20 protein-coding genes are annotated in these 24398 nt (G+C 69.5%); 8 read left to right on the forward strand and 12 right to left on the reverse strand.

Annotated elements, in window-relative coordinates; all coding sequences use genetic code 11:
• Positions 1 to 124: 124 nt before the first annotated feature.
• The 5 genes from G1H11_RS07220 to G1H11_RS07240 are packed head-to-tail and all read right to left on the reverse strand — an operon-like array spanning position 125 to position 5067.
• Positions 125 to 1387, reverse strand: a complete 1263-nt coding sequence (locus G1H11_RS07220; RefSeq protein WP_425501193.1) for a methyltransferase domain-containing protein — start codon at positions 1385 to 1387, stop codon at positions 125 to 127.
• Between the two features lie 7 nt (positions 1388 to 1394).
• On the reverse strand, positions 1395 to 2444 hold the full coding sequence (locus G1H11_RS07225; protein WP_163817500.1) for an NAD-dependent epimerase/dehydratase family protein: 1050 nt from the start codon (positions 2442 to 2444) through the stop codon (positions 1395 to 1397).
• A 6-nt stretch (positions 2445 to 2450) separates the two neighbouring features.
• Positions 2451 to 3227 carry a glucose-1-phosphate cytidylyltransferase gene (gene rfbF, locus G1H11_RS07230; RefSeq protein ID WP_163817502.1) on the reverse strand — a complete coding sequence of 259 codons (777 nt, stop codon included), beginning with the start codon at positions 3225 to 3227 and terminating at the stop codon, positions 2451 to 2453.
• The gene (locus G1H11_RS07235) at positions 3193 to 4602 is read right to left on the reverse strand and encodes a glycosyltransferase family 4 protein (protein WP_216843532.1); all 1410 of its coding nucleotides are present in this window, start codon (positions 4600 to 4602) and stop codon (positions 3193 to 3195) included. The genes rfbF and G1H11_RS07235 overlap by 35 nt, the downstream gene beginning before the upstream one ends.
• Before the next feature lie 51 nt (positions 4603 to 4653).
• Positions 4654 to 5067 (reverse strand): LPXTG cell wall anchor domain-containing protein, encoded by a 414-nt coding sequence (locus tag G1H11_RS07240; RefSeq protein WP_163817504.1) that lies wholly within the window; start codon positions 5065 to 5067, stop codon positions 4654 to 4656.
• Between the two features lie 134 nt (positions 5068 to 5201).
• Between G1H11_RS07240 and G1H11_RS07245 the strand changes: the two genes are divergently transcribed.
• The 3 genes from G1H11_RS07245 to G1H11_RS07255 are packed head-to-tail and all read left to right on the forward strand — an operon-like array spanning position 5202 to position 7147.
• The gene (locus G1H11_RS07245) at positions 5202 to 5474 is read left to right on the forward strand and encodes a PqqD family protein (protein ID WP_163817506.1); all 273 of its coding nucleotides are present in this window, start codon (positions 5202 to 5204) and stop codon (positions 5472 to 5474) included.
• Positions 5462 to 6109 (forward strand): hypothetical protein, encoded by a 648-nt coding sequence (locus G1H11_RS07250; RefSeq protein WP_163817508.1) that lies wholly within the window; start codon positions 5462 to 5464, stop codon positions 6107 to 6109. Before G1H11_RS07245 ends, G1H11_RS07250 begins: the two co-directional genes overlap by 13 nt.
• A 51-nt stretch (positions 6110 to 6160) precedes the next feature.
• On the forward strand, positions 6161 to 7147 hold the full coding sequence (locus tag G1H11_RS07255; RefSeq protein WP_163817510.1) for a glycosyltransferase family 2 protein: 987 nt from the start codon (positions 6161 to 6163) through the stop codon (positions 7145 to 7147).
• A 37-nt stretch (positions 7148 to 7184) separates the two neighbouring features.
• Here the strand turns inward: G1H11_RS07255 and rfbB are convergent, their stop codons facing one another.
• Complete coding sequence (gene rfbB / locus G1H11_RS07260) at positions 7185 to 8168, reverse strand: dTDP-glucose 4,6-dehydratase (protein WP_163817512.1); 984 nt, start codon at positions 8166 to 8168, stop codon at positions 7185 to 7187.
• A gap of 132 nt (positions 8169 to 8300) precedes the next feature.
• Here rfbB and rfbA point away from each other — a divergent pair, with 132 nt between their 5' ends.
• Positions 8301 to 9212, forward strand: coding sequence for a glucose-1-phosphate thymidylyltransferase RfbA (gene rfbA, locus G1H11_RS07265; RefSeq protein WP_163817514.1), 912 nt, complete (start codon positions 8301 to 8303; stop codon positions 9210 to 9212).
• A 10-nt stretch (positions 9213 to 9222) separates the two neighbouring features.
• Complete coding sequence (locus G1H11_RS07270) at positions 9223 to 9855, forward strand: dTDP-4-dehydrorhamnose 3,5-epimerase family protein (protein ID WP_216843533.1); 633 nt, start codon at positions 9223 to 9225, stop codon at positions 9853 to 9855.
• On the opposite strand, the gene rfbD is transcribed toward G1H11_RS07270, so the two are convergent.
• The 3 genes from rfbD to G1H11_RS07285 form a co-directional block, all read right to left on the reverse strand.
• Positions 9856 to 10710, reverse strand: a complete 855-nt coding sequence (gene rfbD, locus G1H11_RS07275; RefSeq protein WP_163817516.1) for a dTDP-4-dehydrorhamnose reductase — start codon at positions 10708 to 10710, stop codon at positions 9856 to 9858.
• A gap of 54 nt (positions 10711 to 10764) precedes the next feature.
• Positions 10765 to 11406 carry an NAD(P)-dependent oxidoreductase gene (locus tag G1H11_RS07280; protein WP_163817517.1) on the reverse strand — a complete coding sequence of 214 codons (642 nt, stop codon included), beginning with the start codon at positions 11404 to 11406 and terminating at the stop codon, positions 10765 to 10767.
• A 90-nt stretch (positions 11407 to 11496) separates the two neighbouring features.
• Positions 11497 to 12381 carry an EamA family transporter gene (locus G1H11_RS07285; RefSeq protein WP_163817890.1) on the reverse strand — a complete coding sequence of 295 codons (885 nt, stop codon included), beginning with the start codon at positions 12379 to 12381 and terminating at the stop codon, positions 11497 to 11499.
• 224 nt (positions 12382 to 12605) lie between these two features.
• Between G1H11_RS07285 and G1H11_RS07290 the strand changes: the two genes are divergently transcribed.
• Complete coding sequence (locus G1H11_RS07290) at positions 12606 to 13103, forward strand: MarR family winged helix-turn-helix transcriptional regulator (RefSeq protein WP_163817519.1); 498 nt, start codon at positions 12606 to 12608, stop codon at positions 13101 to 13103.
• Between the two features lie 10 nt (positions 13104 to 13113).
• Here the strand turns inward: G1H11_RS07290 and G1H11_RS26930 are convergent, their stop codons facing one another.
• The 3 genes from G1H11_RS26930 to G1H11_RS07305 all read right to left on the reverse strand — a co-directional run bounded on the left by G1H11_RS26930 (position 13114) and on the right by G1H11_RS07305 (position 15457).
• A complete protein-coding gene (locus tag G1H11_RS26930) occupies positions 13114 to 13437 on the reverse strand; it encodes a winged helix-turn-helix domain-containing protein (protein WP_216843535.1) in 324 nt (107 codons plus the stop codon).
• The gene (cysC, locus tag G1H11_RS26935) at positions 13434 to 14723 is read right to left on the reverse strand and encodes an adenylyl-sulfate kinase (protein WP_216843536.1); all 1290 of its coding nucleotides are present in this window, start codon (positions 14721 to 14723) and stop codon (positions 13434 to 13436) included. Before cysC ends, G1H11_RS26930 begins: the two co-directional genes overlap by 4 nt.
• Positions 14724 to 14803: 80 nt before the next feature.
• Complete coding sequence (locus G1H11_RS07305) at positions 14804 to 15457, reverse strand: SDR family oxidoreductase (RefSeq protein WP_163817521.1); 654 nt, start codon at positions 15455 to 15457, stop codon at positions 14804 to 14806.
• A 322-nt stretch (positions 15458 to 15779) separates the two neighbouring features.
• Between G1H11_RS07305 and G1H11_RS07310 the strand changes: the two genes are divergently transcribed.
• Positions 15780 to 20114, forward strand: coding sequence for a S8 family serine peptidase (locus G1H11_RS07310; protein ID WP_163817523.1), 4335 nt, complete (start codon positions 15780 to 15782; stop codon positions 20112 to 20114).
• 245 nt (positions 20115 to 20359) lie between these two features.
• Complete coding sequence (gene mfd / locus G1H11_RS07315; protein ID WP_163817525.1) at positions 20360 to 24001, forward strand: transcription-repair coupling factor; 3642 nt, start codon at positions 20360 to 20362, stop codon at positions 23999 to 24001.
• Positions 24002 to 24398: the final 397 nt, after the last annotated feature.

The raw sequence follows: 24398 nt of genomic DNA on the forward strand, positions 1-24398 counted from the left end.
ACCGGGACGTCCGCACACCGGTAGAACGAGCGGGTCCGGTCGGATCCGCAGGCGGGGCATGCCGTTGCCCCGGGGGCCTCAAACCGCGAGGAGGCAACGGCATGGTTCGGGGATTGGGGGGCGTTCATAGGATCTCCGGGATGGGTACGGGGCGGATGAAGCGCCCGCCGGCCCGGCGGTACTCCTCCTGCTGAGCGAGGATCTCGTCGGTGAAGTTCCAGGCGAGGATCAGCACGTAGTCCGGCTGCTCTTCGAGCAACGCCTCCACCGGCCGGATGGGCACGTGAACGCCGGGCATGTACTTGCCCTGCTTCCACGTGTTGCGGTCGACGACGAAGTCCAGGATCTCGGTGCCGACGCCCAGGTAGTTGAGCATGGTGCTGCCCTTGGCGGCGGCGCCGTAGGCGGCGATCATCGCTCCCTGCGCCTTGAGCTTGTCGAGGAGCATCAGCAGCTTCGAGCGCGCCTCGTCCACCCGGTCGGCGAAGTCGGCGTAGTACTCGAACTCGGTGACGCCCGCAGCGCGCTCCAGCGCCAGTATCCGCCGGGCCTCGGCGGATACCTGCTCGCGTTTGCCGATGTGCCAGCGCAGGGTTCCGCCGTGCAGATCCGGGAAGTACTCGACATGGTTCAGGTACATCCCGTGCCGGCGGACCAGGGCGTCCACCGCGGTGCACGAGTAGTAGCAGAAGTGCTCGTGGTAGATCGTGTCGAACTCGCCGTGGTCGACGAGGTCCTTGACCCACGGATTCTCAACGGTGATCAGCCCGTCGTCACTGAGCAGCTCCGCCATGCCGCCGACGAAATCGTTCAATGCGGGCACGTGCGCCATCACGTTGTTGGCGATGATCACATCCGCGGCCCCGTGTTCGGCGCGGATCCGCCGTGCCAGGTCCACGCCGAAGAACTCCTCGACGGTGGGCACTCCGGCTTCCCGTGCGGCTTGCGCCTGGTCGGGGGCTGGATCGACGCCGAGCACACGCACTCCGTGCGGCGTGAAGTTTCGCAGCAGGTAGCCGTCGTTGCTGGCCAGCTCGACGACGAAGCTCGACGAGTCGAGCCCGCGCGAGGCCACCAGGGCGTCGGCGTGCTCCTTCGCATGTTTGAGCAGATGGTCGGAGAACGACGAGAAGTACAGGTAGTTGTCCACGAACAGCTGCTCCGCCGGCACTTCTTCGAGGATCTGCACCAGCGTGCAGGACGGGCAGAACGCCACGTCCAGCGGGAACGACGGGTCGATCTGGCCCAGCTGCTCGCCGGTGACCAGCGCGTCGGCCAGCGGTGTGCGGCCGAGAGACAGGAACCGCCGCAGCTCGCCGCCACCGCAGGAGCGGCACGGCGGCAGCAGGCCGCGCTGTCTTGCCACCGGGGCGGGAGAGGCGTGCAGGAGTTGCTCAGACACCTGAGACCCCCTCACCAGCCGTGACCCGGAGCTGCTCGTCCACCACGCCTTGCTCCTGCCGAGCCCGGATGTGCTTGATCCGCTGCAGGTGGCTGCCGGTGAGCATGTCCTCGGTCAACTGGACCTGGAGGTAGGCGTCGTAGAGCTCCTCGACGCCGCGCCGGACCGTCCACTGTGGCTGGAACCCCGGCAGCTCACGGGTGATGAGCGAGCAGTCGACCCGGTAGTTGCGCTTGTCCGGTCCGGCACCCTCGGCGAAGCTCAGCTCCGAGCCGGGAACCACGTCGGCCACGATCTCCGCCACCTCGCGGATCCGGTAAGTCTCGTCGGTGCGCCCGACGTTGTAGGCCTTGAGGTGCACCAGATCCCGCGGTGCCTCGACGACGGCGAGGAAGGCGCGGGCGATGTCCTCGATGTGCACGAGTGGCCGCCACGGGCTGCCGTCGCTCTTCAGCAGCACCTGCCCGGTGGTGACCGCATACCCGACCAGGTTGTTCACGACGAGGTCTCCGCGTAGCCGCGGAGACACCCCGTACGCGGTGGCGTTGCGCAGGAACGTCGGGCTGAACCGATCGTCGGCGAGCGCGGTCAGGTCCCGCTCGCTCAACACCTTGGACTCGCCGTACGGCGTGACCGGCAGGAACTCCGCCGACTCGTCGAGGACGTCGTCGCCGTGCGCGCCGTAGATGCTGCACGACGACGAGAAGGCGAACCTGGTGACGCCCGCAGCCTTGGCCGCCTGCGCCACGTGAAGCGTGGCGAGATGGTTGATCTGGTACGTGGTGTCCGGGTTCAGGTCGCCGAGCGGGTCGTTGGAGATGCCGGCGAGGTGCACCACGGCGTCGACACCGTCGAAGTGCTCTGCGCGCAGATCGCGGATGTCCATCCACAGCTCGGAGTCGGCCCGGCTCAGCTCAGGTGTGAACCTGCAGCTGCTGAACAGGCCGCTGTCGACGCCCACCACCTCGTGGCCGGCCAGCTTGAACAGATGGACCAGAACGGTGCCGATGTAGCCGTCATGGCCGGTGACGAGAATACGCATGAAATGTCACTTCTCCCAGGTCATCCACGGCGCGCTCTCGCTGCGCCAGAGCTCTTCGAGGATGTGCTTCTCGCGCATCGTGTCCATGCACTGCCAGAAGCCGTAATGCCGGTAGGCCATGAGCTGGCCGTCTTTCGCGAGCCCCTCGAGTGGCTCCTTCTCGAACTGGGTGGCGTCCCCGTCGATGTAGTCGAACACCTCGGGCTCCAGGACGAAGAACGCCCCGTTGATCCACCCCTCGCCGATCTGTGGCTTCTCCGAGAACTCGACGATCTGGTCCCCGTCGGTGACCAGGTGCCCGTAGCGGGCGGGCGGGCGGACCGCGGTCAGGGTCGCGATCTTGCCGTGCGACCGGTGGAACGCCATCAGAGCGTCCAGGTTCACGTCGCTCACACCGTCCCCCCACGTCAGCATGAACGTCTCGTCGCCCACCCAGCGCTGCAGCCGCTTGATCCGCCCACCGGTGTTGGTCGACTGCCCGGTGTCGACGACGTTGACCGTCCAGTCTTCACTGATGTCCCGGCTGTGCAGCGTGACCTCGCCCAGGCGCGGACGCACGGTGACGTCCGCGGCCAGCGTGGCGTAGTCGAGGATCCAGCGCTTGATGACCTCGGCCTTGTAACCGGCGGCGATGACGAACTCGTTGTGGCCGTAGTGCAGGTAATGGCGCATGATGTGCCAGAGGATGGGCCGGTCGCCGATCTCCACCATGGGCTTCGGCTTGATGACGGTCTCTTCCGCCAGCCTGCTACCGAGCCCCCCGGCCAGGATTGCTGTTTTCACTGGTTCCCCCCACTGTGTGTAATGCACGTTCATGCGTGCGGCCGGCTTTCGGCAGCCGCGGACGCGGACCAGCGCCGCTGACGGACATCGCCGGAAGCATGGCTGGTGGCTGATGACCCACCAGGTGGTTGTACATCGCCAGGTAGGCGCGTGCCTGGTCCGGCCAGGCCAGATGGCGTTCGATTCGGATCCGCCCGGCCATCGCCATCTCGCGGCGGCGAGCGGGATCGTCGAGCACCGCGGCGATGGTCTTGGCCATCACCGCGGGGTCGGCGTCAGGGACGTACTCGGCGGCCGGACCCGCACAGCGCCGCGTCTCCTTGAGGTCTGAGGCCACGACCGGCACGCCGTGTGCCATGTACTCCAGCGTCTTGTTCATCGTGGAGCGGTCGTTGAACTCGCACGGCGGATCCGGTGTGACACCGACGTCGGCCGTGGAGAGCCAGTGGTTGAGCTCGTCGTGGTCGACGCGTCCGGTGAAGGTGACGTAGTCCTCGATTCGCAGCCGCTTGCTCCGGGCCTTCAGCTCGTCCAGGCTGTCCCCGTAGCCGAGCAAGGCGAAGTGCGCGTCGTCTCGCCCCATCGCGTGCACGTACAGATGGATGGCCTCGAGCAGCCCGTCGACGCCGTCCTGCGGACCCATGATCCCCACGTAGCAGACCAGCCGGCGCCGGCCGGCACGCAGGGACGGATCCACGTCGCGGCGCACCATGAGCGCAGGATCCGGTGTGCTCATGACCACCGTGGTCCGCTCGACCGGAACGCCGCCCCGCTCCACCGCTATCTCCTGGTAGGACGGGTTCGGGCTGATCACCCGGTCCGCCACCCGATAGGTGGCCCGCTCCAGGAGCAGCAGCACCCGGTGCAGGGCGCCGCGTTTGCCGAACTTCGCCTCGTACACCTCCGGGCACAGGTCGTGCTGGTCGAAGACGAACTTCTTGCCGCGAAGCTTCCAGACGAGTCCGAGCAGCCAGTACGTGTCCGGCGGATTGCATGCCTGCAGGACGTCGAAGCCCTCGGCGCGTGCCGTGCGCACCGACAGCCTGGCCGTGCGCAGCCAGCACACCACGAATTCGAGCACGTAGCTGAGCAGCCCGGACGTAGCCGGAGGTGCCGGGTAGGACCGCACCGTGACGCCGTCGAGCTGATGCTGGTCCGGCTCGTCCGGCATGGCCTTGGGACAGATGACCGTGACGCCGTAGCCGGCGCCCAGCAACGCCTGACATTCCATCCGGACCCGCCGGTCGAACCGCAACGGCAGGTTCTGCACCACCACGAGAACCCGTGGTGATGTCGCCGCGGACGCGCGCTGCTCGGTTCTCGAGTCAGCGCGTGACCACGGCAGCGCCCACGTGCGGCGCCGTTGAGCATTCAAGCCGTTCACATGCCCCCCCAGGCTTGACGAACGCTTACAGACGACAGCCGATCAGCTGGTTCCCGAGTCCCCGGAACCGGCGTCTGCGACGCCAAACTTGCGTGCCGCGGCGTACAAGGCCGCTCCCCCCACTGCTAGAGCGCCACCTGCGGCGAGCACGCCCGCAGCCTCGCCCGCACCCGTGTCCGGCAGCGCCTTGGGCTCCTCGCCAGGCGGCTTGCCGCTCGGCGGCTTGTCACCCGGCGGTTTCTCGCCCGGTGGCTTCTCGCCCGGCGGTTGCTCCGGCGGAGGTGGCTTCTCCGGAGGTTTCTCCGGAGGCGGCCCCTCGGGACTCGGCACTGCCGCATGGGCAGGAGTCAACGAGACGGCCGTAATGGTCGGTGCCGCCCACACCGCACCGCCGACAACGAGTCCGCGGCTGATCATCTGACGCCGGCTGAGGCCGGCCGTAGTGGTCCTAGCCATGGTAAAGCCCCCCAAAAGGTCACACGCCCCCCGTGCGACTTTTGTCATGCTACGGCAGATCGTCCGGTTTGTCTCCACAAGAAAATCCGGTCATATCTCCTTGCGCTTTCAAGAGAGCCATTAATCTAGAGCGCATGAGTTCTGACGTGCCCCAACGAGCCGTCTCCGTGCGGGAGATGGAGATCGACGGCGACGTCACCCTGTTCCACGCCGAGACCCAGGAAGCGCTGGTTCTGAACGCGACGGCCAGTGACGTCTGGCGCCTCCTCGACGGCGAGCGCAGCGTCGACGAGATCGTCAAGGCGCTGGCCCCGGCCTACGCCGCTGACGCCGTCGTCGTCAGGGCCGGTGTCGAGTCGGCTCTGGCCCAGCTCGAGGAGCACCGGGCGCTCGAATGGGCGGGCTGAGCGCCCGCATGGCCGATGGCCAGGAGGCCGGGCGGCAGGAGGCTGGGCCGCACGCGGCATGGCCGGCCCTGGAAGCGCAGATCGAGCGCTCCGCGGATCTGCTCCTGCATGCCGGCGCCGTGGAGAGAGATGGCCGGGCAGTGCTGTTCCCCGGCGTGTCCGGCGTTGGCAAGAGCACTATGACGGCCGCCTGCCTCTCGTGTGGTTTCGGCTACCTCAGCGACGAAGCCGTAGCCGTCGACCTCGGGTCCGGTCACATCACGGGCATGCCCAGGTCGCTGATGCTGACGCCGTGGGCCGTCCGCGCGCTGGGGATGGACGAGCGTGCGGGCACCGGCGTGGGCAAGGTGGCGGTTCCGGTGGACGCCTTCGGCTCCGAGCCGGTCTCGGGTCCGCTGCCGGTGGCGCACGTCGTGATCATCGAGCGCGGAGCGGAGGTCACGTCCGTGGAGCGGGTGCCGGCGGGCGAGATTCTCACCCAGGTGCTCAAGGCATCGTTCAACCATTACATGCACGGCGCCCGTGCCTGGGAGGCGGCGGCCCGGCTGGCACAGGAAGCGCAAGGGTGGCGGCTCGCGTCCGCCGACCCCCGGTCGGCGGCGACCGCCGTCGCAGATCTGTTCCCGCCGCGTTGACAGCTGCCGTTCCGACTGGCCAAAACGCCGGCCGGAACAGATACTGCGGAAATGCCCAGTGTCGTCGTCCCCGCCCACAACGAGGAACGCGTGATCGCCCGCCTGCTGTCGGGTTTGCTGGAGGGGTCCGGGAACGACGACGAGCTGGAGCGCCTGGACGACGACGAGAGACAGCGGCCACGAGGCGACGAGGGTCCAAGCGACCCGCTCGAGATCGTCGTCGTCGCGAACGGATGTGACGACGCCACCGCGGAGGTCGCGCGGGGCTTCCCGGGGGTGCGGGTGATCGAGACCCCTATGCCCTCCAAGAGCGCCGCGCTGCGGCTCGGGGACGAGATCGCGTCGTCGTTCCCGCGGCTCTACGTCGATGCCGACGTGAGCCTGGGCGCGGCGGACATGCACGAACTGTGCCGTGCGCTGGACAGCCCCGGCGTCCTGGCCGCCGGCCCGGCGCGGACGCTGCCGATGGACGGAGTGGCCGTGCCGGTGCGCTGGTACTACGACGTCTGGCAGCGGCTACCCGTGGTGCGGGAGGAGCTGTTCGGGCGCGGGGTGATCGCGGTGAGCCGTTCGGGACACGAACGGCTGGCACCCTTCCTGGAGGCAGGGGAGCAGATTATGGCGGATGATCTGGCGATGTCTCTGGCCTTCGGCGTCGAGGAGCGCGTCGTCGTTCCCGCGGCGCGCGTGGTGATCCGCCCGCCCCGTACGTACCGGGACCTGATGCGCCGGCGTATCCGGGCCATGACCGGCAATGCGCGGCTCGCGGAGGGGAACTCGTCGCCGTCCGGCCAGCCTGCCGGCTCGTCGCCCGGCTCGTCGTCGGGGCTCACGCAGACGAGGACCGCGCCACGCACCGGGCCTCGTGACCTGCTGGCGGTCCTGACCGGCGAGCCCGGCCTCGGCGGCCGGCTCCGGCTGGCTCCCAAGCTGGGCGTCTTCCTGGTCACCGCCACGGCCTCGCGGGTGCTGGCACGCCGGGCCGTGCGCCGGCGGGACACTGAGTGGCTGCGCGACGAGAGCTCCCGTGATCATTGACGATCGGGCACCTGATCAGGTGCACGATCGCCAATGATCACCGGGAGGCGAGGTGCTTGAGCGGCTCCCACCACTCCCGGTTCTCCCGATACCACGCCACGGTGTCGGCCAGTCCCTGTTCGAAGGGCACCAGGGGTGCGTAGCCGAGCTCGGTGCTGATCTTGGAGATGTCCACGGAGTAGCGCAGATCGTGACCGAGCCGGTCAGGCACCTGCTCGACCATGTCCCAGCCCGCGCCGCACGCGTCCAGGAGAGTACGGGTGAGCTCCCGGTTGCTCAGTTCGGTGCCGCCGCCGATGTTGTAGACCTCGCCGTCCCGCCCGCTCTCCCGCACCAGTTCGATGCCGCGGCAGTGGTCGTCGACGTGCAGCCAGTCCCTAACGTTCGCACCCTCGCCGTAGAGCGGGACCGGCAGCCCGTCCAGCAGGTTGGTGACGAACAGCGGGATGACCTTCTCCGGGAACTGGTAGGGCCCGTAGTTGTTCGAGCACCTGGTGACCACTACTGGCAGGCCATGGGTGCGGTGGTACGCGCGGGCCAGCAGGTCGCTCGAGGCCTTGCTCGCGCTGTACGGGGAGTTCGGCTGCAGAGGATGATCCTCGGGCCACGAGCCGTCGTCGATCGAGCCGTAGACCTCGTCCGTGGAGACGTGCACGAAGCGCTCGATGCCGTGCCGCAGTGCGGAGTCGAGAAGCGTCTGGGTGCCGACCACGTTGGTGACCACGAAATCCGCGGCTCCGGTGATGGAGCGGTCCACGTGGCTCTCCGCGGCGAAATGCACTACCTGATCCACCTGCGCCATCACCGCGTCGACGGCCACGGCGTCGCAAATGTCGCCCTCGACGAAGGTGAGCCCGGGCGCATCGGCCACCGGGGCCAGATTGGCCCGGTTCCCGGCGTAGGTGAGCTTGTCCAGAACGACGACGTCCGCGCCGGTCAGTGACGGATACGCACCGCTCAGCGCCGAGCGGACGTAATGCGAGCCGATGAAGCCGGCCCCGCCCGTGACCAGTATGCGCATGTTCGTCCCCTCGTCTCGCCTGTACGGTACGCGCATCGTATGAGATTCTGAACAGGTTCTCGCAGAGGACGACTTTTCTGAACCAGCAGGGGCTCGTTCAGAGGTTAACCAGGCTCGGGGGGGGCATGGAGCGTGAAGGGCATCATTCTGGCGGGCGGGACCGGTAGCCGCCTGCATCCGCTCACGGTCGCGGTCAGCAAGCAGCTCATGCCGGTCTACGACAAGCCGATGATCTACTACCCGCTGACCACGCTGATGCTGGCCGGCGTGCGGGACATCCTGGTCATCACCACACCGGAGGAGTCCGGCGCGTTCCAGGCGCTGCTGGGCGACGGCTCTCGCTTCGGCGTGTCCATCAGCTACGCCAGCCAGCCACGACCCGAGGGGCTCGCACAGGCCTTCCTCATCGGCTCTTCCCACATCGGCGACGACGCCGTGGCGCTGGTGCTCGGTGACAACATCTTCCACGGGCCGGGCCTCGGCGCCCAGTTGCGGCGGCATTCCGACCCCCGCGGCGGCGTCGTCTTCGCGTATCACGTGGCCGATCCGAGTGCCTACGGCGTCGTCGAGTTCGACGACGAGGGCCGGGCCGTCTCGCTGGAGGAGAAGCCGGAGAAGCCGAAGAGCGCCTACGCGGTGCCGGGGCTGTACTTCTACGACAACCAGGTGGTCGACATCGCCGCGGCGCTTCGGCCGTCCGCGCGGGGTGAGCTGGAGATCACCGACGTCAACCTGGCGTATCTGCGCTCGGGGTCCTTGCGCGTGGAGGTGCTGCCGCGCGGCACGGCGTGGCTAGACACCGGCACCTTCGAGACGCTGATGGCGGCGGGCGAGTACGTGCGGGTTGTGGAGGCTCGGCAGGGACAGAAAATCGGATGCCCGGAAGAGGTCGCCTGGCGCCTCGGCCTCATCGACGACGACCATCTGTGGAAACAGGGCCGGGAACTGGAGAGATCCGGCTACGGCAGGTACCTGATGAGCTTGCTCGACCTGCCCGCGTCACCACCCGTGGCGTCGCCGGCCCCGTCGGGACACGGGAATTGAGGTAGCACGCATGCTTGACCCAGCCGACCACGAGCCCGGGCTGACACCGATGGCCATCCCCGGCGCCTGGACGTTCACCCCGAGACAATTCCACGACGAGCGCGGCACCTTCCTGGAGTGGTTCCGGCAGGATCTCCTCGAGGCCGAGCTCGGGCATCCACTGGATCTCCGGCAGGCGAACTGTTCCGTCTCGGCGGCCGGTGTCGTGCGCGGTATCCACTTCGCCGACGTGCCTCCCGGCCAAGCGAAATACGTCACCTGCACGGCCGGTGCGATCCTCGACGTCGTGGTGGACGTGCGACGCGGATCCCCCACGTTCGGGCAGTGGGACAGCATCCTGCTCGACGACGTCGACCGCCGCGCCGTGTACCTGGCCGAAGGGCTGGGGCACGGCTTCATGTCCCTGGCCGACGGCTCGACCGTGACGTATCTGTGCTCGTCCGAGTACGCACCCGGGCGCGAACACGGTGTCCAGCCGCTCGACAAGGAGCTGGCCATCATGTGGCCCTCCATCAACCTGCGCGGTCAGTGGCTCACGGTGCAGATGTCGGCCAAGGACGCCGAGGCGCCTACCCTGGCCGAGGCCGAGCGGCTCGGGCTCCTGCCGGAGTTCCAGGAAGTGACGCCGGCGCCCAGCCGGTGATCAGCGGACCGAGGTGAGCATCCGCACCGCGGCCGCGTCGAACGCCTGCCGCCAGGGCCGCATGGGCGGCAAGGCCGCTTTCGCCCACCCCGCGTGCCCGAGCACCGAATACGCGGGCCGCGGGGCGGGGCGCACGAACCGGTCCGACGTGGTGGGCCGGACCCGGCCCGGATCGAGTCCGAGCACAGCGAAGACGGCCTGGGCCAGCTGGAACCAGGTGGCCTGCCCGGCGTTGGTGGCGTGGTAGACGCCGGGAGGCGCTCCAGCCCGGACCAGATCCACGATCCGTTCGGCCAGATCGCGCGTCCAGGTCGGCTGCCCCGACTGGTCGTCCACGACGTCGACGTGGTCCCGGGTGGCGGCGAGGTGACGCATGGTGGAGACGAAGTTCGGGCCGTGTTCGCCATACAGCCAGGCCGTGCGCAGAATGGCGCCGGAGCCGGGCAGGTGCTCCAGCACTGCCCGTTCCGCCTCCGCCTTGCTGCGCCCATAGGCCGAGACCGGATTGACCGGGGTGTCCTCGGGGTACGGCTCGGTGGCGGTCCCGTCGAAGACGTAGTCGGTGGAGACATGGATCAGCCGCGCTCCGTGCGCCTGGCAGGCCTTCGCGACGTTGGCGGTGCCGACGCCGTTGACCTCCATCGCGGCGTCCGGCTCGGCCTCCGCGCCGTCCACGTCCGTCCACGCTGCGAGATGTACGACGACGTCATGCCCGGCCACCGCGTCGCCGACCGCGGCGGTATCCGTGACGTCGAGATCAGCCCTGGTGGAGGCTGTGGTGGCCTCCGGCGGCAACATCGGGACCAGATCCTGGCCGAGCATCCCGCCCGCTCCGGTGACGAGCCACCTGGTCATGCTTCCCACCACATCAGCCCACGGTATCGCGGCCTTTTCCGGAGCGTCCAGGGGTCAGTACGCGGCCGTGAAGCGAGACCGGCGATGCTTCGGCCGCTCCACCTCGTCCACGAGGGCGGCGGCGAGGTCGGGCACCGAGATGACGGATTCGCCGTCGGCGTCGGTCAGGAGCTCGTCGGTGCCGACCCGGAAGCGCCCGGTTCTCGATCCTTCCTCCAGCCGGGCCGGCGGGCTGAGGTAGGTCCAGTCGACGACCGGGTCGGCGCGGAGCGTGTCGAGCTGCTCGGCGCAGGCCAGCGCGATGGGCCGATACTCGGGGAAGACGTAGCGGGGATCGTCGAGCGCGATGCGCCCGCCTGTCCCGGGCACCACCAGGCTGGCGGCGCCGCCGACGAGCATCAGCCTGGCCGGTGAGTGGGCGAGGCCGGCCAGGAGCGCCTTGGCGGTGATGACCAGGTCGGCCTCCTGGCCCGCTGGTGGACGGGTGGCGCTGACGACGACGTCCTGCCCCGCGGCGAGCTCGGCCACGTCGTCGACGTTGGTGGCGTCGCCAGATCGGATCCGGATGCCGGGCGGCAGCGAGCCGCGGCGGGAGAGGTCACGGACGACCGCGGTGACGTCGTGGCCGCGGGTGAGTGCCTCGGTGACGATGTGATGGCCGACGTTCCCCGTGGCTCCGAAGACGGTGATACGCATGGGTCAGGTTCTCCTTGTGTGCTGGCGGTTGCTGGTTGATGGTTGCTCGTTGGCGGGTGCCGGTTGGTGGTTGCCGGTCGATGCGATGGTTCAGACGGGGTGGCGGAGGTGCTTGCGTGCCATGGCGGCTCGAACGGTGCCAGCCGGAAGCTGGGCGGCGGCGATCGACAGCAGGGCGAGGCCGAGGCCCGCGGTCTGGGCGAATGTGAGCGACTCCGACAGGATCAGCCAGCCGAGAATGGTGGCGACCACCGGAGAGAGCAGCGGCAGGAAGGACACCGCCGCGACGGGCAGCCGCTCCACGCCCTGGAACCACAGCGCGTACGCCAGGAGTGTCCCCACCAGGCCGAGCCAGGCGTACCCGCCGATCGCGGGCAGGTCGAGCGCGGGTGGCGGCCCTTCAATCGCGAGGGCCAGCGGCGCGAGGAACAGGCCGCCCGCGGTGAGCTGCCAGCCAGTGAAGGTCAGGAGGCTGGTACCTGCAGGCCGGCCCCAGCGCTTGGTCAGCACGACGCCGGTGGCCATCGCGGCGGTCCCGGCCAGGCCGGCCACCACGCCGAGGGTGTCGAAGGTGGCCTCGCCTCGGAGCACCATCATCGCCACCCCGGCGGTGCCGGCCACACCCCATCCGATCCGCCAGCCTGTCGGGCGCTCGCGAAGCAGTCCGAACGCGATTCCCGCGACGAGGAGCGGCTGGACGGCGCCGAGGGTGGCGGCGACCCCGCCGGGAAGCCGGTAGGCCGCGACGAACAGAAGCGCGAAGAACGCGCCGATGTTGAGGGTGCCGAGGATGGCCGATCGCCACCACCAGGAGCCGCGCGGCAGGGCGCGGGTGAACGCGAGAACGAGCAGCCCCGCGGGGAGAGCCCGGATGGCGCCCGAGAGCAGCGGCCGGTCGGGTGGGAGGAACTCGGTGGTGACCAGGTAGGTGGTCCCCCAGGTGATCGGTGTGATCGCCGTGAGTGCGGTGATCATCCCGATCCGCGGGCCCTCGCTGGAGGCGGGGGAAGCGCCGGTCGCAGAGGAAGTACCGGTGCCGGATGGAGCGCCGTCGGCGGAGGGAGTTCCGGCGCGAGAGGGAACGATCACCGGTGCTGTCTGAACCGCCATGACGACTCCTTAACGTTGAAATGTTGAATGTTAAGGAGACTAGCGGTCTGATACCTTAGTGTCAAAGAGTTCAACGTTAAGGAGTTCTGATGGTGGACAACGTGGATCGAGTGCTGGAGCAATGGAGAGCCGAGCGGCCCGACCTCGACGCCGCGCCGATGGGCGTCATCGGGCGCATCTCGCGCGCGGCCCGATGCCTCGAACGCGAGCTTCAGGAGATCTTCGACCGCCACGGTCTGCAGACGTGGGAGTTCGACATCCTCGCCACCCTGCGCCGGTCCGGCCGTCCCTACCAGCTCACCGCGGGCGGGCTCGTCGCGTCCGCGATGGTGACGTCCGGAGCCATCACCAACCGGATCGACCGGTTGGTCGCCAGAGGGTTGGTCACCCGGGTGACCGACCCGAACAACCGGCGCAGCGTCCTGATCACTCTCACCGACCAGGGCCTCGATCTGGTGAACGAGGCCGTGGAACGGCACGTTGCCAACGAGCACCGCCTGCTCAGCGTGTTCACCCAGGCCGAACAGGACGAGCTTGCCGGCCTCTTGCGTACGCTGCTCGAAAGCCTCGGCGACACGCCGGCGTGAGCGTGGGACCTCAGAGCACGAACATGCCCTTGGCCGGCAGCGTCTTGATCAATCCTCGCCGCTCGAGCTCGGCCACCGCACGCCGCACCGTCTCCAGCGAGACGCCGTACTGCCGCGCCAGAGTCCGCTGCGGGGTCAGCATCGACTTCGGCCTGATCGCCTCGGTCTTGATGCACTCCGCGAGATACTCGGCAAGTCTCATGTACTGATATGCGCCATCCTTCGCGTCCGGATCGAACGGCTTCATCAGGGACGGGTCCGGCGTGCGCGCCGGTGTCTCGTCATCGTCGGGCCGAGCCGCCCCCACGGCCGCGGCCAAGCGTCGTTCACTCACCTGGTGACCCACCCTCCTTCAGCCAGGAACTCCATGACCAGGTCTCGCGCCTGTGAGATTGTCATCTGCGACGTGTCGAGCACAAGATCCGCGTCCTCCGGGATCTCGTACGGGCTGGAGATGCCGGTGAACTCCGGGATGGTACCGGCCCTGGCCCGCGCATACAGGCCCTTGCGGTCCCGCCGCTCGCACTCCTCCAGCGGCGTCGCCACGTGCACCAGGACGAAGTCTCCTGATTCCTCGGCCATCGCCCGCACTTCGGCCCGGGTGGTGGCGAACGGGGCGATCGGCGCGCAGACGGCCAGACCGTCGTGGCGGGCGATCTCGGCCGCGACAAACCCGATTCGCCGCACGTTGCGGTCCCGATCCACGCGGGAGAACCCCAGCCCGGCAGAGAGGTTGCGCCGGACGACATCGCCGTCGAGCAGGGTGACGGTGCGTCCGGAATGCTCAGCGAGTCGTTCGACGACGGCCCTCGCCACCGTCGACTTGCCGGAACCGGACAGCCCGGTGAGCAGGACGACGAGCCCACGCTCGGGACGGGCAGGGCGCCACCTTCGCCAGGCCGCCGCGCTGGCGGCCGGCCAGTCTTCGGCCGGGAGCTCCTTCCCGGTGTTCAGTGCCTCGTGCAGGGCGGCGTGATCGGGTCGCCTGAACGCGAGTGCCGGTTCGGCCCCGTAGGCCCGGGCGACCGTCGCGGCCAGCGCGTCGTCTCGCTCGTCGTCGTAACGCGGTGCCGGTACGACGACGACCTCGGCCTCCCGGCCGTCGGCCCGCAGGTCGTCGCGGATTGCGAGCGCGGCCGGGACGACCATGTGCACCGGTGGTCCCGGGACGGTCAGCCGCGGACCGTCGAGGACCACAATCAGGGCCGGGCGATCCGGGGCGAGTGCGGCGAGTGCGTGGGCGTCAGGAGGGTTGTGCCCGACGACGGCCGACGCGCTGTCGAGGCGGGCATGTGCCGGGTTCAGCCGCAGGCCGCTGTATGGACCGCGGGCCGGGCCTTCGGCGGAGGCGTCCGACGCGGTGATCACGCCGGAGAGTGCGATCTCGCGGTCCGGGTCGGACAGCTGGGCGTGGGTCTGGGCGACCACGCCGACCGTCGTGACCGGCGCGCCCTCCTGATCGGTGACGACGAGCCGGCGGCTGGCGAACGCATCCTGGCCGACCGCTGCGGGTACCTCGATCCGTACGGTCGGCGTGCCGATGCCGAGCAGCGCGAGCTCGATCTCGGCCAGCGTCACTGGCGCGGGAGTGATGCTGGGCGGTGCCGTCGGGTGATTCACGCGGCAAGCCTATGAGGGGGCGGAACGCGAGGCCAGCGGGGGACGCGGCGGTCCTTTCATCCTCGCGCGGACTGGCCGCGTCAGGCGAGCCGGTCGACCGCCTCGTCGATGGGTACCTCGCCACCGGCGAGCTCCAGATTGAGCAGAGCCGTGCGGGGCTCGTCGAGCAGTTTGAGCACGACCGCCGCGACGTCGTCGCGCGAAATCTCGCCCCGATCGACCGACTCGTCCAGCGTCACCCGCCCGGTGCCCGGCTCGTTGGTGAGCCGCCCGGGGCGGAGCACCGTCCAGTCGAGGTCGCGGGCACGAAGATCGTCCTCGCTGGCCGACTTTGCTTTCAGGTAGGCGGCGAACACCTCATCGGTGCCGGGAGGCACGGGCTTGCCGGCGCCCATCGAGGAGATGAGGATGTACCGGCGGACTCCGGCCTGCTCCGCGGCGTCGGCCAGAAGAGCCGCCGCGGCGCGGTCCACGGTGTCCTTGCGGGCGGCGCCGCTCCCCGGGCCCGCGCCTGCCGCGAAGACCACGGCGTCGACACCGTCCAGCTCCGGCAGGAGATCCTCCGCGCCGGCCTGCTCCAGGTCCAGGACCACGGCCGTGGCGCCGACGTCGGCCAGCTCGGCGCCGTGGTCCGGATTGCGGATCAAGCCGATCGCCTCGTCGCCCCGGAGGGTGAGCAGCCGCTCGAGCCGCATGGCGATCTGTCCGTGTCCGCCCGCAATCAGCACTCGCATGCGCCACACCGTACCCAATTGCGCCTGGGCCGTCGCCTACCCGTTGATCGTCGCTGCGTTAGGCATCGTCAGGCGGATGCTCAACGGGCCGACGATCACCTCGTGGAGTGACCGACACAGCGACGATCACCGGCCGCCTGGATCGCCGAACCGGGTGTCCGCCGTGGTGAGCACATGCACCGTGGAGGCCGGGATCGCTTTGGCCATCTTGTCTGAAGTGCGTCATGTCGGCATCTGGCCAACGCAAACCGTTGCTTATGCAACTTCAACCGGTTAGGGATTGTCTATACCGCAGCCGGCCTGCATTTACCTGGGAGACCCGATGAAGCCTCGTACAGACGTCGCCGCGCCCGTACCGCGGGTCAACCGCTGGACCTCGGCGTTCGGCCTGATCCTCGCCTGCGTCATCGGCCTCGCGCTGGTCGCACCCCAGGCCACCGGCGCGTCTCCGGAGCCGGGGCCGGACACCCGGATGATCGTGCTGTTCGAGGACGAGCCCGCGGTGGCCGCGTTGGACCAGGCAGCCGTGCCGGACCTGGCTCCTGCTGCCCGTGCCAGGCTCGATCGGCACCGTGCCTCGGTGCGCGCGGTGCACCATGCGTTCGCGTCCGCCACTGATGACCTCGACCTTGAGGTTCGGATGAGACACGAGTTCACCTTCCTCGTCAACGCGGTGGCGGTCACGGTTGCAGAATCCGATGTCGAGGCGCTGTCCGCGCTCCCAGGAGTCTCCGACGTGGTGCCCGACGGCAGGGTCCAGGCGGCCACCGATGTCAGCGTCCCCCTGATCGGTGCGCCGGAGGTGTGGGAGCGTAGCGACCCCGACGGCGTAAACGTACGTGGAGAGGGAACGACGGTGGCCGTGCTGGATACCGGCATCGACTACACCAACCCGTCGCTCGGCGGGAGCTTCGGCCCCGGGAACAAAGTGGTCGCAGGCTACGACTACGTCAACGGCGACGACGACCCGATGGACGACAACGGCCACGGCACACACGTCGCTGGAATCATCGCCGGGGATGGCGACGTCGTCGGTGTGGCTCCCGCGGCGTCCCTCACCGCCTACAAGGTGCTCGGGCGCGATGGCGGCGGCTGGGAGTCGGACATCATCGCCGCATTGGAGGATGCCGTCGACCCGGCCAACCCGCACCGTGCTGACGTGGTGAACCTGAGCCTCGGTGGGGTCGGCGACGGCACCGACCCGCTCGGGGCCGCAGCCTCCGCGGCCGTGGACGCGGGCGCCGTGGTGGTCGCTGCCGCCGGCAACTCCGGTCCCGGCGCACAGACCGTGCTCACCCCGGCCGCCGCCGATCGGGTCCTCGCCGTCGGCGCGTCCACGAGCGGCCTGAGCCTTCCGTCGGCGCGGATGGCCTCTCCACGCGAGGAGCCGATCAACGCATTCCGGGCACCGCATTCGGCCTCCGCTCCCGTCGAACCCGTCACCGGCGAGCTCGTGGACGTCGGGAACGGCACCGAGGCGGATTACGACGAGGCAGGGGACGTCACCGGGAAGGTGGTCGCCTACCGGGCGCAGCTGCCCCAGGCGCTGAGGTACGTCACGCCTGCGATGATCGAGCAGGCCAAGCTCGCCGAGGACCGCGGTGCCATCGGGCTGCTCGGCTACTCGGAAAGTGCCGGTCCGTTCCAGTTGCCCGAGGTGGGCGACGAGCCGGCGGGAGTGCTGAGCGGCGGGACCGTGGACGTTCCGCTGGTTCCGGCCGGCTCTGAGGAGAGCTTCCGGATGGACTCCATCGTGGTGATGGGCTTGCTGGATCTCCAGTGGCCGCGGCTGGCCCGTGACCTGGCCGACGGCCCGGTCGAGATCACCATCTCCGGTGAGGACGTCACCGACCGGGTGGCCTCGTTCAGTTCGCGCGGGCCGACGTCGCGGTTCACCCTGAAGCCCGAGTTGGTGGCCCCCGGGGTCGAGATCCGTTCCACCTGGCCGCTGCAGCAGTGGAAGCCCGGTGTCTACCGGACCTCCGGTACCAGCATGGCCGCGCCGCACGCCGCCGGGGCGGCAGCCCTGCTCCGGCAACTTGATCCGGACGCCTCCGCCGACACCATCCAGGCCCGGCTGGTTGGTTCCGCCGCTGCGGTGGACGACGTCGGCTCGGCGGTGACGGGGTCCGGACGACTCGACGTGGCGGCCGCGGCCGACGCTCGGCTGGTCGCGGAGCCTACGGTGTTGTCGCTGGGCGTGGCCGACCTCTCCGCGGACACGGTCGGCGCGACCGCGACGCTCACCCTGCGCAACGACGGCGACGCCGATCTCCCGGTCGCCCTGCGTGCCGAACAGGCGCCGGACGGCGCTGGCACCGCCGTCGTGACTCCGGCCGAAGCGGTGGTCCCGGCGGCTGGCGAACTCGAGGTCTCGCTCACCCTGTCCGCCGACCGCCCCGAGCAAGACATCGACTATTCGGGCTGGATCGTCGCCGACGTCCGCAGCGCCGCGACGCTGCCCTCGCTGCGTGTGCCGTATCTCCTGGCCGGCCGGCCACTCGTCGTCCAGGTCTCGCCCGATCCCAGCGACGGCAGGTCGGAGGCCTTCGTCTGGAGTCCCGCACCGCTCCCGGCCCCGCCCGTGGTCACCGTGACTCCGCCCAAGGGCAAGCCGGTCCGCGTGACGGCCGAACATGACCACGACCAGTGGTACCGGGCAACGCTCGACGGCGGCCGGACCGGCGCGTACCAGGTTTCCGCCGAGGCGCGGGTGAGTGAGGAGGTGCTGCTGACCGGGGTCTCGTCATTCGAGGTGGCCGAGAACCGCGCGGGAGGTCCCAGCCCGATGGACTGGTCGCCGATCGGACCCAACGGAGCCGGCGGCCCCATGGCCACGACACCGGCGGACGAGGACGTCGTCGTCGTCAATCAGTACGTCCGCGCCGGACCGTGGCGAACTGAAGACGGCGGCGACACGTGGCGCCAGCACAACCGGCTGCCCGTCGCCGGAGGGACCGGCAGCACCGTCATCGACGCCGCTGATCCGGACACGATGTGGTACGCCGTCAACGGCACTTCTCCCGGAGGTCACCTGCTGGATCCCACCTACCAGGGCCGGCTCCTGCGAACCTGGGACGGCGGCACCGGCTGGCAGATCCTCGATTTCCCGGACGTACACGTAGACGACCTGGTGAGCGACGCCGACACCAGGGTGCTCGTGGCAGTCACCGCCGGCGCCCTGATGGTGAGCCGCGATGGAGGGCACACCTGGTCCGCGCACCCCAACCCGGCGGGTTCCGGCACCGTGGGAGCCGCCTTCGGCGGCGACGACCTCTACGTGGCGTCCAGGTCGGCGGTGTGGGCGGTCCGCGGGCTGCTCACCGGCGATCCGGCCATGACCGACGTGGTGTACGAGGCCGCCGACGGACACTCGGAGCGGGTGGCCGGCATGGTGGCCGACGACGAGTTGGTGGCGGCGCTGATCGGTGGCGTGCGGGTGATCGGCTCCACCGACGGCGGCAGCAGCTGGCAGGAGATCTACGACGTTCCTGAGGGCGGCGGGATGAGCATCACGATGCGAGACGGTGACCTCATGGTGGCCACCTACCGCCAGCACAACCACGTCGGCCGTGATCACGGCACCTCCTGGGCGATGCTGCCCCAACCCGTCGGTGGTGCGGTCGAGGACGACGTCGCCCGGTGGCCCGGTGGTGGCCTGGTCTGGTCCTCGCCCAGCGCCGGCATGTTCCACACGGACGACGACGGCGCCGCGCCCCGCCGCATCGGCGTGCAGGGGCTCACGGTCTACGACATGGCGGTACTCGATCACGGCGGGACACCGAGGTTGCTGGCGGGCACCGACTCCGAGATCTACGACACCGACCTACCGATGCGACCGAGGCTTGAGCCGGACGTCGCGGAGTGGGGCCTGTCCGGCGCCGAAGCGCACTTCGGGACCCGGATCGGCCAACTGGCCGTGTCCCCGTCCGAGGAGAACACCCTGTGGAAGATTCGCAAGGACGCGGTCTCGGAGTTCTGGGTCTATCGAAGCACGGACGGCGGCGAGGAGTGGGAACTGCGTGGGCGCACCGTCGAGCTGCCGTATGACCTGCACATCGATCCGGTCGATCCCGACCGGGTGGTGGTGCCGTTCTGGAGCATTTCCGGGCCCGGGTTGTACGTGACTGAGGACGCGGGCGAGCAATGGCGCAAACTCTTCCACGCGCCACAGTTCACCGCGGTGGCGGCAGACGCCGTGCACGAAGACCGGCTGTGGCTGGCGTCGCCGTCCGGGCTCTATCGCAGTGACGACTTCGGTGAGACGGTCGAACTGGTCTTCGGCGGGCATGTCGCGGCGGTCGAGGTGGACGGCGACAAGATCGTCGCCGGCGGGACCGAGATCCGGGTGAGCGACGATGCCGGCGAGACCTTCGTCGCGGCCGACAGCGGCGGCCTGGACATGCTCGTGACCGACCTCCTGGTCTCGCCCGGCCGCCAGGGCACGTGGTACGCGGCCACGGGCAGGTACCAGGCGAACGGCCTGGTCAAGGGTGGCCGCGGCGTGCTGCGAAGCACAGATGGCGGCCTCACCTGGGGAAACGTCTCCCGGGGCCTGCAGAATCTTGACGTCGAGTCTCTGGAGATCAGTCCGGACGGCCGCTGGCTGTTCGCCGGCACCAACCAGGGCGGCGTCCACCGGGTGCGGGCACGCTAGCACGGCCCGGGGTGATCGTCAGCGCGAGAGCACGCCAGAGCCGGGTGCTTTCGCGCTGACGATCACGCGAGCGCGGTACCGTCGCGCCGACGGTCACCTGGGTGGTATCGCCTGCCCGGCGTAGGATGGACCGCGGCTACCCCCACCGCCTGGCGGCTGGGGGCTAAACGGCGTGCCCACCGCGCGTCGCCACGCCCTGCCCACGCGCGTCGCCTGGCGCCTCCACGTCAACGGATCAAGGGATCATGACGCTGACCGGCCTCTTGCACACATTGCTCGATCACGACGGGGATCCCGCCCTGCGTTCCGCGGTGTCCGACGCCAGGACCGGGTCCATCTCGGCACTCGATCTGACCGCACCGCCCTCGATGCGGCCGTTCGTCGTCGCCGCGCTTGCCGACTCCACAGTTGGCGCCGGCCGGCCGGTGCTGGCCGTCACCGCCACCGGCCGAGAGGCCGAGGACCTGGTCGCGGCGCTCGGCAGCCTTCTTCCTGCCGGCTCTGTGGTGGAGTATCCGGCGTGGGAGACGCTGCCGCATGAGCGGCTCTCGCCACGCAGTGACACGGTCGGCCGCAGGCTCGCCGTCTTACGCCGCCTCGTGCATCCTTCTGAGTACGACACCCCGGTCACCGTGGTGGTCGCGCCGGTACGCAGCGTCCTGCAGCCGCAGGTTGCCGGCCTGGCGGAGCTGCGCCCGGTGCGCCTGCACAGCGGGGACGACGTCGCTCTCGACGACGTCGTCGGGCAGCTGGCTGCCGCCGCGTACACGCGGGTGGATCTGGTGGAGCGGCGCGGCGAGTTCGCCGTGCGTGGCGGCATCGTGGACGTCTTCCCGCCCACCGAGGAGCATCCCCTGCGGGTCGACTTCTGGGGCGACACCGTGGAGGAGATCCGTTACTTCACCGTTGCCGACCAGCGTTCCGCCGACGTCGCCGAGCACGGGCTGTGGGCGCCGCCGTGCCGGGAGCTGCTGCTCACCGATGAGGTGCGGGAACGGGCAGCGTCGCTCTCCGGTCAGCATCCAGAGCTGGCCGAGATGCTCGACAAGATCGCAGCCGGGATCGCCGTCGAGGGGATGGAATCTCTCGCGCCGGTGCTCGTGGACGAGATGGAGCTGCTGGTCGACCTCCTCCCGGAAGGCACCCACGTGCTGGCCTGCGATCCGGAACGGATCCGCACCCGCGCCCACGACCTGGTGGCCACCAGCCAGGAGTTCCTGGACGCGTCATGGGCGGCCGCCGCCGGCGGCGGGACCGCTCCGATCGACCTGGGTGCCGCCGCGTACCGCAGCCTGGCCGAGATCCGGGCACACGCCATCAAACTGGGGCTGCCGTGGTGGAGCGTCAGCTCGTTTGGACTGGGCGCCAGCGAGAACGGCGGGGGGCGCGCTTCGCAGGAGGACCGAGCGCTGGAGCTGGACGCCGACCTCTACGGCGTGGATCTGGGCGACGAGATGGTGTCCGCCGGAGCGGTGCAGACGCGGGAGATCGCCGCGCGTCCCGCGGAGGCCTACCGCGGTGACACCAGCCGGGCGGTGGCCGACCTCACCGGGTGGCTGGCCACTGGCGGCCGGGCCGTCGTCGTCACCGGCGGGCACGGTACCGCCCAGCGTGCGGTGGAGCTGTTCGGCGAGTCCGAGGTGCCGGCCCGCCTGGCGGAGGACGTCGTCGGCGGGGTCGAGCCCGGCGTCGTCCAGGTGACGACGGGAACGCTGCAGCACGGATTCATCGCCGACGCGGCGCGGCTCGTCGTTCTCACCGAAGACGACATGACCGGGCAGCGGGCCTCGGAGAAGAACGCCGTGCGGATGCCGAGCCGCCGCCGCAACCAGGTGGACCCGCTGCAGCTCAAGCCCGGCGACTACATCGTCCACGACCAGCACGGCGTCGGCCGCTACATCGAGATGACCAGCCGGACGGTGCAGGGCGCCACCCGCGAGTACCTGGTCGTGGAGTATGCGCCGAGCAAGCGAGGCCAGCCCGGAGACCGGCTGTATGTGCCGACCGACCAACTGGAACAGGTCACCAAGTATGTCGGCGGCGACGCGCCCGGACTGGACCGGATCGGCGGTGCCGACTGGGCCAAGCGCAAGGGCCGTGCCCGTAAGGCGGTCAAGGAGATCGCCGCCGAGCTGATCAAGCTCTACGCCGCGAGGCAGGCGGCGCCGGGATTCGAGTTCGGCCCAGACACGCCCTGGCAGCGCGAGCTGGAGGACGCCTTCCCGTATGTCGAGACGGTGGACCAGCTGTCCACCATCAACGAGGTCAAGGCCGACATGGAGCGCTCTACGCCGATGGACCGGGTGATCTGCGGTGACGTCGGATACGGCAAGACGGAGATCGCCGTCCGGGCGGCCTTCAAGGCCGTGCAGGACGGCAAACAGGTGGGAGTGCTGGTCCCGACGACGCTGCTGGTCCAGCAACACCTGGCCACCTTCTCCGAGCGCTACGCCCAGTTCCCCATCACCGTCAAGTCCCTGTCGCGGTTCCAGACCGACGCCGAAGCGGCGGACATCATCCGCGGCCTGGCGGAGGGAACTGTGGACGTCGTCATCGGCACGCACCGGCTGATCACCGGCGACGTCCGGTTCAAGGACCTGGGCCTGCTGATCGTCGACGAGGAGCAGCGCTTCGGTGTCGAGCACAAAGAGAAGCTCAAGCACCTGCGCGCCAACGTCGACGTCCTCACGATGTCGGCCACCCCGATCCCTCGGACGCTGGAGATGTCCATCACCGGGATTCGCGACATGTCGGTGATCACCACGCCGCCCGAAGAGCGGCACCCGGTGCTGACCTACGTCGGCGGGTACGACGAGAAGCAAGTGGGCGCGGCGATCCGGCGGGAGCTCATGCGCGAAGGGCAGATCTTCTTCGTCCACAACCGGGTGGACACCATCGAGAAGGTCGCCGCGCACCTGCGCGAGCTGGTTCCGGAGGCGCGCGTGGCGACGGCGCACGGCCAAATGGGAGAGCACTCGCTCGAAGCGGTGATCAACTCGTTCTGGCAGCGCGAAGTGGACGTGCTCGTCTGCACCACCATCGTCGAAACCGGGCTCGACATCTCCAACGCCAACACCCTGATCGTCGACCGGGCCGAGCGCCTCGGGCTCTCGCAGTTGCACCAGCTGCGCGGCCGGGTCGGGCGTGGCCGCGAACGGGCCTACGCGTACTTCTTCTACCCACGGGAGACGCCCCTCACCGAGGAAGCACACGAACGGCTGGCCACCATCGCGCAACACTCCGACCTCGGATCCGGCATGCAGGTGGCGATGAAAGACCTGGAGATCCGCGGCGCCGGGAACCTGCTCGGTGGTGAGCAGTCCGGGCACATCGCCAATGTCGGGTTCGACCTGTACGTGCGCCTGGTGGGCGAGGCCGTCGCCGAATACCGCGGCGACAAGGGCGATGAGGCGGCCGAGGTCCGCATCGACCTACCCGTCGACGCACACGTCCCGCACGACTATGTGGCCAGCGAGCGGCTGAGGCTCGAGGCCTACCGCCGGCTGTCCGAGGCGAGCGACGACGATGCCGTGCAGTCCGTGCGCGACGAGCTGGTGGACCGGTACGGGCCTCCACCGGAAGAGGTGGAGAACCTGCTCGCCATCGCCCTGTTCCGGGCGAAGGCACGGCGAGTGGGCCTCACCGAGGTGACGCTGCAGGGCAACTACGTGCGGTTCGCGCAGATCGAGCTGGCCGACTGGCAGAAGGTCCGGCTCAAGCGCCTCCACCCGAAGGCCCTGGTCAAGGAGGCCGTGGGATCGGTCCTGGTGCCGCGGCCGCTGCCCACCACCATCGGCGGTCCGCCGTTGCGCGGACTGGAGCTGCTCGGATGGGTGCACAAGGTGGTGGACGACGTGCTGGCGCCTGCTCCCGCTGCGTCGGGGTGATCGTCGCCGGGTGTGTCGTCATCGGGGCGACCGGGCTGACCGGGCGACCGGCCTGACCGGGCGCGGTTGGTCCGGGGTGTCCGGGGTGACAGGGTGCTCGGGGGGATCTGGGGTGGCCGGACACGGAGCGGTCAGCATTTACACGGCGGTGCGCACGGGGGTCTTGGCGTGGCGGGATCACGCGGCCGATCACCCGGGCGTGCCGCGGGGCGGCGCACTCGGACCATCCTCACCGTCGCGTCGTGCTCGGGAGGGTGATGAATGCGCTGGCAGTCCACTCGGGTTGGCGAGCGGCGAGCTGGTGTCGACTGGTGGCCGGGCCGAGGCGAAGGCGGGGGACCGGCCGGCTCATGTCGCTGGGTAGGATGCACGTGGTTTGACGTCAACGACAAAGAGG

The organism is Phytoactinopolyspora alkaliphila (assembly GCF_010550695.1).
In the GTDB taxonomy this organism is placed as follows: domain Bacteria; phylum Actinomycetota; class Actinomycetes; order Jiangellales; family Jiangellaceae; genus Phytoactinopolyspora; species Phytoactinopolyspora alkaliphila.

Coding starts and splice junctions, on each gene's coding strand:
- G1H11_RS07225 (WP_163817500.1), bottom strand. CDS start 2,444: ATGCGTATTCTCGTCACCGGCCATGACGGCTACATCGGCACCGTTCTG.
- G1H11_RS07240 (WP_163817504.1), bottom strand. CDS start 5,067: ATGGCTAGGACCACTACGGCCGGCCTCAGCCGGCGTCAGATGATCAGC.
- G1H11_RS07245 (WP_163817506.1), top strand. CDS start 5,202: ATGAGTTCTGACGTGCCCCAACGAGCCGTCTCCGTGCGGGAGATGGAG.
- G1H11_RS07250 (WP_163817508.1), top strand. CDS start 5,462: ATGGGCGGGCTGAGCGCCCGCATGGCCGATGGCCAGGAGGCCGGGCGG.
- G1H11_RS07255 (WP_163817510.1), top strand. CDS start 6,161: ATGCCCAGTGTCGTCGTCCCCGCCCACAACGAGGAACGCGTGATCGCC.
- rfbB (WP_163817512.1), bottom strand. CDS start 8,168: ATGCGCATACTGGTCACGGGCGGGGCCGGCTTCATCGGCTCGCATTAC.
- G1H11_RS07270 (WP_216843533.1), top strand. CDS start 9,223: ATGCTTGACCCAGCCGACCACGAGCCCGGGCTGACACCGATGGCCATC.
- rfbD (WP_163817516.1), bottom strand. CDS start 10,710: ATGACCAGGTGGCTCGTCACCGGAGCGGGCGGGATGCTCGGCCAGGAT.
- G1H11_RS07280 (WP_163817517.1), bottom strand. CDS start 11,406: ATGCGTATCACCGTCTTCGGAGCCACGGGGAACGTCGGCCATCACATC.
- G1H11_RS07285 (WP_163817890.1), bottom strand. CDS start 12,381: ATGATCACCGCACTCACGGCGATCACACCGATCACCTGGGGGACCACC.
- G1H11_RS07290 (WP_163817519.1), top strand. CDS start 12,606: ATGGTGGACAACGTGGATCGAGTGCTGGAGCAATGGAGAGCCGAGCGG.
- G1H11_RS07305 (WP_163817521.1), bottom strand. CDS start 15,457: ATGCGAGTGCTGATTGCGGGCGGACACGGACAGATCGCCATGCGGCTC.
- G1H11_RS07310 (WP_163817523.1), top strand. CDS start 15,780: ATGAAGCCTCGTACAGACGTCGCCGCGCCCGTACCGCGGGTCAACCGC.
- mfd (WP_163817525.1), top strand. CDS start 20,360: ATGACGCTGACCGGCCTCTTGCACACATTGCTCGATCACGACGGGGAT.